The sequence below is a fragment of the Pseudomonas reidholzensis genome (assembly GCF_900536025.1).
Lineage (GTDB): Bacteria > Pseudomonadota > Gammaproteobacteria > Pseudomonadales > Pseudomonadaceae > Aquipseudomonas > Aquipseudomonas reidholzensis.
In genome coordinates this window covers 1-11,731 of record NZ_UNOZ01000019.1, presented here as the reverse complement: position 1 = coordinate 11,731, position 11,731 = coordinate 1, and the positions used below count along the sequence as shown (strand labels likewise).

Sequence of the window (11,731 nt, the reverse complement as noted above, 5' to 3'; positions counted from 1 at the left end):
TGCGCAGATGGCAACGGTGCCAGCCGTACCGCCCTCTTCGCGGGGCAAGCCCGCTCCCACAGGACCGCGCGAATCTCCAGAACAGCGCTATCCCTGTGGGAGCGGGCTTGCCCCGCGAAGAGGCCCTGCAGGACTCCTCCTCAATCGGCCATCTGCAACTCTGGCAGCTTCACCCTGAACGCCCGGGTCGTCACCAGCAGGCACGCCAGCCCCGCCGCCATCCACCCCAGGCCAATCATGAACGACATGCTCGACAGGCTGGTCCACAACCAGATGGTGCTGAGGAAGCCCAACCCCGGTATGCCCCCGAACAGCAGGTAGTTGCGTACCCCGCTCAGCTTCTGGTCGACCAGGTAGTGCTTGACCACCGCCAGGTTAACCGCCGAGAAGGCGAACAACGCGCCAAAGCTGATCATGTTGGCCACCGTGTCGAGGGTGATGAACAAGGCGATCAGCGACAGCACGCTGACCAGCACGATCGCCGTCGCCGGCACCCGCTTGCGGGTCACCAGCCGGCCGAACACGCGCGGCAGTGCACCGTCCCGGCCCATGGCGAACAGCACCCGCGAGACACTGGCCTGGGAGACCATCGCCGAGGCGAAGCAGCCCGCCACGTAGGTGGCGGTGAACGCCGTCACCAACAACTCACCGCCCACCCGGCGCATGACGTCCACGGACGCCGAGTCAGGGTCGGCGAAGGTGCTCCACTCCGGAAAGACCATCTGGGCAAAATACGACACCAGCAAGAACAGCAGTCCGCCGACCAGCGACACCACCATGATCGCCAGGGGAATGCGCGACTTCGGGTTGGTGGTTTCCTCGGCCAGGGTCGACACCGCGTCGAACCCCAGAAACGACAGGCACAGCACCGCCGCCCCGGTCATGATCAGCGGCACGCTGAAGCCTTCATGATGAAACGGCTTGAACAACGAGACGGGTTCCGCCTGGGCGCTCAGGTTGCTGATCGACAAGGCGACGAAGACCACGATGAACACCAGTTGCACGACCACCAGGATCCAGTTGACCCGGGTCACTGACTCGATGCCGATAAGGTTGAGGAAGGTCACCAGTGCGATCGAACCGAGCACCCACACCCAGGCGTGAATCGTCGGGAAGTACTCGGACATGTAGATGCCGATCAGCAGGTAACTGAGCAGCGGCAGGAAGATGTAGTCGAGCAACAGGGTCCAGCCGGCCATGAAGCCGAAGTAACTGCCAAACGCCTTGCGCGTGTAGGTGTAGACCGACCCCGAGTACGGGTGCGCCTGGACCATGCGGCCGTAGCTGTAGGCGGTCAGCAGCATCGCGGCGAGGGTCAGCAGGTAGGCCGTGGGCAGGTGCCCCTTGGTCATCTGGGTGACCAGGCCATAGGTGGTGAACACCGCCAGCGGCACCATGTAGGCAAGGCCGAACAGCACCAGCGCGGTAAGCCCCATGGATTTGCGAAAGCGCCCCGACGCGGGGGCCTGTGAGGAGGATTGGTGGGTGGGAGTGTCGACTGTGTTTATTGTTGTATGCATTGCCAACTCCTGAAAATTTGAAGCAGGACGCCTGCAATCTCGAGCACGCGCGAGACCGTTGAAGAAGCTTCAGTGGAAGCTGGGCTGCCGCAACCGGCAGCCCCCTGTCAAACGGGGTGCCGCCCGTCGAGCCGGGTGGCACCCTTCACTTCAGAGCTTGCCGACCAGCCGCGCGGTGCGGTCGACGGCGATGCGGGTTTTCTCGACCAGTTCGTCAAGCTCCGCACGTGTGGCGATCAGCGCCGGCGCCATGATCATCCGGCCCAGGGTCGAGCGGATGATCAGCCCGGCCTCGAAGCCGAAGGTGCGGCACTGCCAGGCCAGGTCGTTTTCATTGGCGAAGCGCTTGCGCGTGGCCTTGTCCTCGGCAAACTGCAAGGCGGCGACCAGGCCCGTGCCCTGCACTTCACCGATCAGCGGGTGGTCGTTGAACACTTCGCGCAGGAGCTGCTGCAAGTACGGGCCGGTGTCCTCTTTCACCTGGCGGACGATGCCTTCGTCGCGCAGCGCCTTGAGGTTGGCCAGGGCCACCGCCGCCGCCACCGGGTGGCCGGAGTAGGTCAGGCCGTGGGCGAATACCCCGCCCTGCTCCACCAGCGCATCGGCGATACGCTTGCCCAGCACCAGGCCGCCCATGGGCACGTAGCCGGAGGTCAGGCCCTTGGCGATGGACAGGGTGTCTGGCTCGAAGCCGAAGTACTCGTGGGCGAACCACTCGCCGGTGCGGCCAAAGCCACCGATCACTTCATCGGCGCACAACAGCACATCGTACTGACGGCAGATCCGCTGGATTTCCGGCCAGTAGCTTTCTGGCGGGAAGATCATCCCGCCCGCGCCCTGGAACGGCTCGGCGATGAAGCCGGCGACGTTTTCTGCCCCCAGTTCGAGGATCTTTTCTTCCAGCTGCAAGGCGCAACGGCGACCGAATTCGGCCGGGCTCAGCTCGCCACCGGCGGCGTACCAGTAGGGTTCGTCGATGTGTGCGACATCCGGGATCATCCCGCCCATCTCGTGCATGAACTTCATGCCGCCCAGCGCCGTGGCCGCCAGGGTCGAGCCGTGGTAGCCGTTCCAGCGGCCGATCATGATCTTCTTCTGCGGCTGGCCGACCACTTGCCAGTAACGGCGCACGGTGCGGATCAGCACTTCGTTGGCCTCGGAGCCGGAGTTGGTGTAGATGACGTGGCTGTAGTGGCCGGGCAGCAGGCTGAACAGCAGCTCGGACAACTCGATCACCGCCGGGTGGGTGGTGTGGAAGAACATGTTGTAGTACGCCAGCTGATCCATCTGCGCGGCGGCGGCGGCGGTCAGGTCCTTGCGCCCGTAGCCCAGCTGGGTGCACCACAGGCCGGACATGCCGTCCAGGTAACGGTTGCCGTCGTTGTCCCACAGGTGCAGGCGCTCGCCGCCGACCATCACGCGGGGGCCTTCGGCGTTGAGCGCCTTCTGATCGAGGAATGCGTGGATGTGGTGAGCGGCGTCGGCCTTCTGGTAGTCCTGGGTCTGGCGCTGCGGGGCGAAGGGTGCGTTCATGGTGGTGTTCTCTTTGTTGTGGGTCTTGCAAAGCAAGGGACGAGGTCATGCTCCCACGCGCCGAGCCACCCCGAAATCACCCGTTGGGGTGAGTTGACCAAAGGCCTGTGATGCCCAATCTAAAGGCCTTGCGGGGTTTTAGTTTGCGCACGACGAAGGCCCGCTGGGGGGCGCTTCGCACCCCTTTCGCGACACAAGGCCGCTCCCACAGGGCCAGCGCTGCATTCGAGGCATGCGCACCACCTGTGGGAGCGGCCTTGCGTCGCGAAAGGGCTGCAGAGCAGCCCCAGCAGGCTCAAGCCAGACGCAAGCTCAGAACACGCTGAAAGGGGTCGCCCTCAGCGCAGCTGGAACCAGGTGGTTTTCAGCTGGGTGTACTTGTCGAACGAGTGCAGTGACAGGTCACGGCCAAACCCGGACTGCTTGCCGCCGCCGAAGGGCACCGAAACGTCCAGCGCGTCCAGGGTGTTGACCGACACGGTCCCGGCATTGAGCGCACGCGCGACCCGATGCGCGCGGTTCAGGTCATCGCTCCAGACCGAGGCGGCCAGGCCGTAGATGCTGTCGTTGGCTTGCTCCACAGCCTGCTCTTCGGTGTCGAAGGCACTGACCGCGAGTACCGGGCCAAACACCTCGTCCCGAGCCAGGCTACTGGTACTGGCGACATCGCCGAAGATCGTCGGCTGGATGAAGTTCGACGAACCATTGATCGTCAACTGCTCGCCGCCACACAACAGCCTGGCGCCGTCGTTACCGGCCTGCTCGATCGCGCGCATGATGCGCGTGGTCTGCTCGCTGTCGACGATCGCTCCGGCGCGGCTGGCAGGGTCGAGCGGATCACCGGGCATCCAGGTGCGGGCCTTGGCGATCAGCCGCTCGACGAACTCATCATGGATCGAACGCTGCACGTACAGCCGCGAGTTGGCCGAGCACACTTCGCCCTGGTTGAAGAAGATGCCGAAGGCGGCTTTCTCGGCGGCGAGGTCCAGGTCCTGGCAATCGGCGAACACCAGGTTCGGGCTCTTGCCGCCACATTCCAGCCAGACCTGCTTGAGGTTGGACTGCGCCGAGTACTGCATGAAGTACTTGCCGACCTGGGTCGAGCCGGTGAACACCAGGCAATCGACGTCCGGGTGCAGCCCCAGCGCCTTGCCGGCGCTTTCGCCCAGGCCCGGCACCACGTTGAGCACGCCCTCGGGGATCCCGGCCTCCAGCGCCAGCTGGGCCAGGCGCAAGGCAGAGAACGGCGACTGTTCGGCGGGTTTCAGCACCACGCTATTGCCCGCAGCCAGGGCCGGGGCGAGCTTCCACGCGGCCATGTCCAGGGGGAAGTTCCACGGCACCACCGCAGCCACCACGCCCAAGGCCTCGCGGGTAATGGTCGCCAGGGCATTGGCCGCCGTGGGCGCAACCTGGTCGTAGACCTTGTCGAGGGCTTCGCCATACCAGGCGAACACGTGGGCGGCGCCCGGCACGTCGATGTTGTAGGCATCCATGACCGGCTTGCCCATGTTCAAGGAATCGAGCAGCGCCAGCTCTTCGCGGTGCGCCAACAGCAGCTCGGCGAGCTTGACCAGGATCTTCTTGCGCTCCGCCGGTGCCATCCGCTTCCACGGTCCGTCATTGAACGCCCGCCGGGCGCTGCGCACCGCCAGGTCGACGTCTGCCTCGCCGCACGCCGCAACACGCGCGAGCAGCTGGTGAGTGGCCGGGTTGATGGCGTCGAAGGTCGCCCCTGAAGCGCTGCCCACCGACTGGCCGCCGATCACGGCCTGGTCGATGAAGGTTTGGCGGGCAGCCCGCTGTTGCCAGTAGTTGAGATCGAACACGCTGTACTCCCACATCGACCGTGAGCCGGTCAGTTGTTATTGATGTGGGGGGATGGTGCGCCACTCTCGGGTTGAGGAAAACGAGGATAAATATGCTTCGGCTATATGAAAAAACTGCCTAGCCGCTTTACTCCATCCGGCTGCGGATCACCCAGCTGAGCATCCAGCCGGCGAAGGTGTAGAACGCATCGAGGTAGAACAGGCCTTCATAGTTCGGCAGCGCCATCCCCCGCGCCAGCAGCTCGGGCATGTCCGGGGTGGGTGGAAACAGCACGTACACGCCGTTGGGGATGATGGCCAACGCCAGCAGCGCGGCATAGGTCGCCATGCGCCCTGCGCGCTCGCGATCGAACCGTTGCGCCAGCCAGATGCCGCCGAACGCAATCAGGCCGGCCACCAGCAAGACCCACAGTTGGGAGGGAATGCTGAAGAAAATCTCGGCCACCAGGCTACGTGTTTGCATACGGCGTTTCTCCTGAAAAGGCGGGATTATTGCCAGCGTGCGGGGCAAATGCAAAAAAACCGACCCCGTTCGCCTCGTCATCGGCAGGGGCAGTCGTTGATCATCGCGATCGTCGGGTTGCACCTGCGTCTGGCGGCCAGCGCAACATGAACGAATCTTCATGGAGGGTGCGAGCATAGTAATACCGGGGCTATCCCGGTGCCCCTCGCCTTCCCGCCCGGCACCGCGGCTTGAGCCTCCGAGGGCGCTTGCGTAGCATCGCCGCCCCGGTCAACGCACGCCTCCCGCCCAGCGCGGCCCTGGCGTACCCCCTGAAGAGCGCGCATGCCCCAACCCATCCCCCTCAAAGACCACGAGAAGGAAAAACACCTGGTCAACCGCCGCCTGCTGGTGTGCGCGGCGCTGACGATCGGCCTGGTGGCGGTGCTGGTCGGCCGGCTGTATGTATTGCAGGTGCTGCAGCACGACCAGCAGAGCGCCGTCTCGGAAAACAACCGCGTGCATGTGTTGCCGATCGCCCCCGAGCGCGGGCTGATCTACGACCGCAATGGCGTGGTGCTGGCCGACAACAAGCCCAGCTTCAACCTGACCATGACCCGCGAGCGCGCGGGCGACTCGGCCACAGTGCTCGACAGCCTGGCGCAGATCCTCGGCCTCGGCGAGGATGACCGCCGTCAGTTCGACAAGGACCTGCGCCGCGGCCGCAAGCCGTTCGAGCCGGTGACCTTGATGGTTGGCCTGAGCGAAGAACAGATCGCCCTGATCGCCGTCAATCAGTTCCGCCTGCCGGGGCTCGACGTCGAAGCGCAGTTCATCCGCGAATACCCCATGAACGAGCACTTCGCCCACTCGGTCGGGTACGTTGGGCGGATCAACGAAAAAGAAGCCAAGACCCTCGACAGCACCGAATACCGGGGCACCCAGTCGATCGGCAAGACGGGCATCGAGCGTTTCTACGAAAGCCAGTTGCACGGCCATGTCGGCTATGAAGAGGTCGAGACCAATGCCCAGGGGCGGGTCATGCGCGTGCTCCGCCACCAGGACCCGACCCCGGGCAAGAACATTGTCCTTAGCCTCGATGCGCAGCTGCAGCAGGCTGCGGAAAAAGCCCTCGGCGACCGTCGTGGTTCGGTGGTCGCGCTCGACCCTGCGACCGGCGACGTGCTGGCCATGGTCAGCAACCCCAGCTTCGACCCCAACCTGTTCGTCAAGGGCATCAGCTTCAAGCAGTACGCCGCGCTGCGTGACTCGATCGACCGGCCACTGTTCAACCGCGTGCTGCGCGGGCTCTACGCGCCGGGCTCGACGGTCAAACCGGAAGTGGCGATCGCCGGCCTCGACAGTGGCGTCATTACCCCCGCCAGCCGCGTATTCGATCCGGGCTACTACGAGCTGCCCAACTACGCGCACAAATACCGCAACTGGAACCGCAGCGGCGATGGCTGGGTGGACATGTACAGCGCGATCATGCGTTCCAACGACACCTATTTCTATGACCTTGCGCACAAGCTGGGGATCGACCGGTTGCATGACTACATGGCCGAGTTCGGCCTGGGTCAGAAGGTCTCGCTGGACATGTTCGAGGAGGCGGCCGGGTTGATGCCATCGGCCCAGTGGAAGCGTGCCACCCGGCGCCAGGCCTGGTTCCCCGGCGAGACGCTGATCCTCGGCATCGGCCAGGGCTACATGCAGGTCACCCCACTGCAACTGGCCCAGGCCACCAGCCTGCTGGCCAGCAAGGGCGTGTGGCACCGCCCGCACCTGGCGATGACCGTCGGTGGCGAGCAGCCGGTCGACCCCAACCCGATGCCGGACATCGTCCTGCACGACAAGCGGGCGTGGGACCAGGTCAGCCAGGGCATGCAGATGGTCATGCACGACCCGCGCGGTATTGCCCGAGCCTCTGCCGCTGGCGCGCAGTACCGGATTGCCGGCAAGAGCGGCACGGCGCAGGTGGTCGCGATCCGCCAGGGCGAGCGCTACAACCGCAACAAGACCCTCGAGCGCCATCGCGACAATGCCTTGTTCGTAGGCTTTGCCCCGGCGGATCATCCGTCGATCGTGGTCGCGGTGATGATCGAGAACGGTGAGGCCGGTGGCCGAGTGGCCGGGCCTGTGGTGCGTGAGGTGATGGATGCCTGGTTGCTCGATGAGCAGGGGCATCTCAAGGCGCAATATGCCGGCGGGGATCATGCCTCGCCGCATAGCTGAGGGGATGGGAGGCTGTACCGCCGCATTCGCGGGGCAAGCCCGCTCCCACAGGGATCGCGCAAATCTCCAGCACAGCGCCATCCCTGGGGAGCGGGCTTGCCCCGCGAATGCGTTAGATCAGGTGCCGAGGGTATTCCCAAGCGCTGCGAACAAGGTCAGGTGGTAATGTCGATGAGACTGGCTCGAGGCACAACTTTACAGACGTCCGCCAGCGCGCTCTCGATGGCCTCATGAACAGACTCGGACTCACGCACGAACTCCAGCGCCAGTCGGCCTGGCTGCCCGACACCAATCACCGCGTCATCACAGCCTGCCTCGCCTAACCGCTCGAGCAATTCATCGATGTCAGCCTGGTCATCTAATTGATATCTGAGCGTGAACGCATATTCAGTCACTACGGGTCCCTCTTTGAGCGTCGCGGTGGATGTGTCAGGTCACACTACAGATCGAGAGGCCACAGTGAAGTGACTCGGGTTGCGCTTGGGACCGGTCCTACAACGGGTTAGGACCGTTCTTGGCAGGCGGACATTCGAGGGAAACGCAATAACCCTCTATCGCATAAGAATATAAGTTCTTAGTCTTTTTTATCCGCCAGCAAATCCTCTATAACTCCTCTCACTGTACAGCCGCCAACACTTGGCCAACTGTCTGCAGCGCAACAGCGGATCAACACACAGGCCTACCAGGCAACACCGGTCGCACACCGGGCCTGAGCACAGCCTGTTGATCTATAAGGAAATTCATACACGGCACGACGATTGCTCAAGCAAAGTCCCCCGCTCACACTGAACTGGAGACCCGCCATGAGCACCCCGCTGAACGTCGTAGCCTTGTCTGGTGGCACTGGCCGCCCTTCCCGCACGCTCGCCCTGACCGAAGCCATCCTGGCTGAGCTGGGCCACCACCTGCACATCAAGGCGCAACTGATCGAACTGGGCGACATCGCTCGGCCCCTCGGCGGCGCACTGTGGCGCAGCGAACTGCCCGACAGTGTCGAGCAGCAATTACGCCTGATAGAAAAAGCCGACCTGCTAGTGGTGACCACCCCGGTCTACCGGGGCAGCTTCCCAGGCCACTTCAAGCACCTGTTCGACCTGATCGGCCAGGACGCCCTGATCGACACCCCGGTGCTGCTGGCGGCCACCGGTGGCAGCGAACGCCACGCGCTGGTCCTCGACCATCAGTTGCGCCCGCTGTTCAGCTTCCTCCAGGCCCTGACCCTGCCCATCGGCGTCTATGCCAGCCAAGCGGAACTGGCCGACTACCGGGTGACCAGCGAGGCCCTTGCGGCGCGCATTCGCCTGGCCGCCGAGCGCGCCGTGCCGCTGTTCGCCGCGCACCACGTGCTGCGCAAAAGCGCCTGAGGAGCGCGCCCATGACTACCCCTGTGAAGCCAACCCAGCACCCTGCCCTGGCCATCGCCCGCGAACTGGCCGGCGAATTTGCCCTGACCGCCGTGGAGCGTGACGAACGCGGCGGTACACCGAAGGCCGAGCGCGATGCCCTGCGCAACAGCGGCCTGTTGTCGCTGACCATCCCGACCGCCTATGGCGGCCAGGGCGCCAGCTGGCGCGAGACCTTCGAGGTGGTCCGCGAATTCGCCCGCGTCGACAGTTCGCTCGCCCACGTGTTCGGCTTTCATCACCTGATGCTGGCCACCGTGCGGCTGTTCGCGCGCCCCGATCAGTGGCAGCCGTGGTTCGAGCAGACCGCCCGCAAGCAGTGGTTCTGGGGCAATGCCCTGAACCCGCTGGACACCCGCACGCAGGTCAAGCACTTCGACGGCTGGTGTGAATTCTCGGGGCAGAAGAGTTTCTGTTCCGGTGCCAGCGACTCGGAGATGCTCATCGCGTCGGCCGTCGATGAACGCGCCGGCGGCAAGCTGCTGATCGCGGCCATCCCCAGTGCCCGCACCGGCATCACCCTGCACAACGACTGGAACAACATCGGCCAACGGCAGACCGACAGCGGCAGCGCCACCTTCGAGCGTGTGCGCGTCGAGCGTGACGAACTGCTGCTCGACCCCGGCCCGCTGAGCACGCCGTTTGCCGCCCTGCGCCCGCTGATCGCGCAACTGCACTTCGCCAACCTGTTCCTCGGGATTGCCGAGGGTGCCTTTGCCGAAGCCCGCCAGTACAGCCTCAAGGAGAGCCGGCCGTGGTTCCGCTCCAGCGCCGCGCAGGTCAGCGAAGACCCTTATGTGTTGCGCCACTACGGCGAGTTCTGGGTCGGCCTGGAGAGCATGCGCCTGTTGATCGAGCGCGCCGCCGACCAGCTCGACAGCGCCTGGGCCAAGGAGCATGCGCTGACCGCCGAAGAGCGCGGTGACCTGGCCCTGGCGATCGGCACGGCCAAGGTCGCGGCCACCCGCCAGGGCCTGGACATCTGCAACCGCGTGTTCGAGGTGACCGGTGCCCGCGCCACCCATGCCTCGCTGCGTTTCGACCGCCACTGGCGCAACCTGAGGACGCAAACCCTGCACGACCCCGTGGACTACCGCATCCACGAGCTCGGCGAATGGGCCCTCAGTGGCAAGCGTCCGACCCCGTCGTTCTATTCCTGAAAGGCCCTCCCATGCAGCTGCTGACCCTCCCTCCGTCCCCGTCACTGGCCACCTCGATCAGGGCGACCGCCCAGGTCTTCGAAGACCCCAGGTCGCAGGCGCTGCTCGCCCACCTGCAACAGGTCGCCCCCAGTGAGGCCAGCGTCCTGATCACTGGCGAGACCGGCACCGGCAAGGAGCTGGTCGCGCGCCACCTGCACAACCTCAGTGGCCGGCGCAACGGGCCGTTCGTGGCGGTCAACTGTGGGGCCTTCTCCGAGTCACTGGTCGAGGCCGAATTGTTCGGCCACGACAAAGGCGCCTTTACCGGCGCGCTGTCGTCGAAGGCGGGCTGGTTCGAGGAGGCCAACGGCGGCACGTTGTTTCTCGACGAGATCGGCGACCTGCCGCTGCCGATCCAGGTCAAGCTGCTGCGCGTGCTGCAGGAGCGTGAGGTGGTCAGGCTGGGCTCGCGCAAGAGCATCCCGATCAACGTGCGGGTGCTCGCAGCGACCAACGTGCAACTGGAAAGGGCCATCAATGCCGGGCATTTTCGCGAAGACCTGTACTACCGGCTGAACGTCGTCACCTTATCACTGCACCCGTTGCGCGACCGGCCTGGGGATATCCTGCCGCTGGCCTGGCATTTCATCCGCACCTACAGCGAGCGGCTCGGTTACGGGCCGGTGGAACTGAGCCCGCCGGCGCAGGCCAAGCTGGTCGAGTACAGCTGGCCGGGCAACATTCGTGAGTTGGAGAATGTCATTCATCACAGCCTGCTGACGTGTGGCGACGGGCAGATCCAGGCGCAGGATCTGCGCTTGTCCAGCCTGCGACTGGCGCGTCAGGAGGACGGGCCGGCGGGTGACAGACGGGGCGGCACCGTTGAGGAGCTGCTGCAGCACGCGTTCAGCCGGCTCTATGAGGAGCAGCCTGGGGCATTGTACGAGAAGGTCGAGAATGCGCTGTTGCGTTCGGCTTATCAGTTCTGCCATTACAACCAGGTGCATACCGCGCAGCTGCTCGGCTTGTCGCGCAATGTCACGCGCACCCGGCTGATCGCGATCGGTGAGCTGGTGGTCAACAAGCGCCGGGGGCCGGAGCAGCCGCTCGACAATCGGGTGCTGCGGTTGTCGATTTAGGGGGCTGGCCGTGCAGGCCACAGGCTTTTGCGGCGCGCTCACTATCGAGCGCCGCCCGCGCGGCGCTTCGCGAGTAAACTCGCTCCCACATTTTGTTGCATCGTGCCATGGCCGGAAAGACCTCAGCCTTAGCCCTTGTTTGAACGGCGAGAATCTTGAGCCGACCCAAATGGCCTCCCTGCAACCTTTCGCCTTGCACCGAGGCTGGCAACCCCTCTCTCACAGGCCATGGTACGTTGCAACAAATGTGGGAGCGAGTTTACTCGCGAAGCGCCGCGCGGGCGGCGCTCGATAGTGAGGGCGCCCGAGAAGCCTGTGGCTAGCACCCGCTATGCACTCCTCACAATCAATTCGCCAACCGCCTGAACACCCACGCCGACACCCCGCACATCAGCGCACACACCAGCATCACCGTGGCGATATCCGCCACCGAGGTCTCGGCCCGCCCATCCACCCCGGCCGACACCCCAAGCATCACCCCTGCCAGGCTC

Annotated in this window: 8 protein-coding genes and 1 pseudogene; 4 read left to right on the top strand and 5 right to left on the bottom strand. The window is 64.8% G+C overall.

The features are described 5' to 3' along the window. Nucleotides 1-140: 140 nt before the first annotated feature. The 4 genes from CCOS865_RS13825 to CCOS865_RS13810 form a co-directional block, all read right to left on the bottom strand. Nucleotides 141-1,520, bottom strand: coding sequence for an APC family permease (locus CCOS865_RS13825; RefSeq protein ID WP_119141702.1), 1,380 nt, complete (start codon nt 1,518-1,520; stop codon nt 141-143). A 150-nt stretch (nt 1,521-1,670) separates the two neighbouring features. Next, entirely contained in the window at nt 1,671-3,053 is a 1,383-nt protein-coding gene (locus tag CCOS865_RS13820; protein WP_119141700.1) for an aspartate aminotransferase family protein, read from the bottom strand. 338 nt (nt 3,054-3,391) lie between these two features. Further along, a complete protein-coding gene (locus CCOS865_RS13815; protein ID WP_119142047.1) occupies nt 3,392-4,882 on the bottom strand; it encodes an aldehyde dehydrogenase in 1,491 nt (496 codons plus the stop codon). 127 nt (nt 4,883-5,009) lie between these two features. Continuing rightward, nucleotides 5,010-5,345, bottom strand: coding sequence for a hypothetical protein (locus CCOS865_RS13810; protein WP_119141698.1), 336 nt, complete (start codon nt 5,343-5,345; stop codon nt 5,010-5,012). Nucleotides 5,346-5,669: 324 nt separating this feature from the next. Here CCOS865_RS13810 and mrdA point away from each other — a divergent pair, with 324 nt between their 5' ends. Next, nucleotides 5,670-7,556 (top strand): penicillin-binding protein 2, encoded by a 1,887-nt coding sequence (gene mrdA, locus CCOS865_RS13805; protein WP_119141696.1) that lies wholly within the window; start codon nt 5,670-5,672, stop codon nt 7,554-7,556. 164 nt (nt 7,557-7,720) lie between these two features. Here mrdA and CCOS865_RS13800 read toward each other — a convergent pair. Then, nucleotides 7,721-7,951 (bottom strand): annotated as a pseudogene (locus tag CCOS865_RS13800) (DNA-binding protein); the annotation flags it as partial. 408 nt (nt 7,952-8,359) lie between these two features. Here CCOS865_RS13800 and msuE point away from each other — a divergent pair. Genes msuE through CCOS865_RS13785 form a run of 3 tightly spaced genes read left to right on the top strand, consistent with a single transcriptional unit; the run spans nt 8,360 to nt 11,240 of the window. Then, nucleotides 8,360-8,920 carry an FMN reductase gene (msuE, locus tag CCOS865_RS13795; RefSeq protein ID WP_119141694.1) on the top strand — a complete coding sequence of 187 codons (561 nt, stop codon included), beginning with the start codon at nt 8,360-8,362 and terminating at the stop codon, nt 8,918-8,920. An 11-nt stretch (nt 8,921-8,931) separates the two neighbouring features. Next, complete coding sequence (locus CCOS865_RS13790; protein ID WP_119141692.1) at nt 8,932-10,119, top strand: acyl-CoA dehydrogenase family protein; 1,188 nt, start codon at nt 8,932-8,934, stop codon at nt 10,117-10,119. Nucleotides 10,120-10,130: 11 nt separating this feature from the next. Then, nucleotides 10,131-11,240, top strand: coding sequence for a sigma-54 interaction domain-containing protein (locus CCOS865_RS13785; protein ID WP_119141690.1), 1,110 nt, complete (start codon nt 10,131-10,133; stop codon nt 11,238-11,240). Nucleotides 11,241-11,731: the final 491 nt, after the last annotated feature.

What these genes read in the sequence shown, in the direction of transcription:
- CCOS865_RS13825 (WP_119141702.1), bottom strand. Translation starts at nt 1,520, where the DNA reads ATGCATACAACAATAAACACAGTCGACACTCCCACCCACCAATCCTCC.
- CCOS865_RS13820 (WP_119141700.1), bottom strand. Translation starts at nt 3,053, where the DNA reads ATGAACGCACCCTTCGCCCCGCAGCGCCAGACCCAGGACTACCAGAAG.
- CCOS865_RS13810 (WP_119141698.1), bottom strand. Translation starts at nt 5,345, where the DNA reads ATGCAAACACGTAGCCTGGTGGCCGAGATTTTCTTCAGCATTCCCTCC.
- mrdA (WP_119141696.1), top strand. Translation starts at nt 5,670, where the DNA reads ATGCCCCAACCCATCCCCCTCAAAGACCACGAGAAGGAAAAACACCTG.
- msuE (WP_119141694.1), top strand. Translation starts at nt 8,360, where the DNA reads ATGAGCACCCCGCTGAACGTCGTAGCCTTGTCTGGTGGCACTGGCCGC.
- CCOS865_RS13790 (WP_119141692.1), top strand. Translation starts at nt 8,932, where the DNA reads ATGACTACCCCTGTGAAGCCAACCCAGCACCCTGCCCTGGCCATCGCC.
- CCOS865_RS13785 (WP_119141690.1), top strand. Translation starts at nt 10,131, where the DNA reads ATGCAGCTGCTGACCCTCCCTCCGTCCCCGTCACTGGCCACCTCGATC.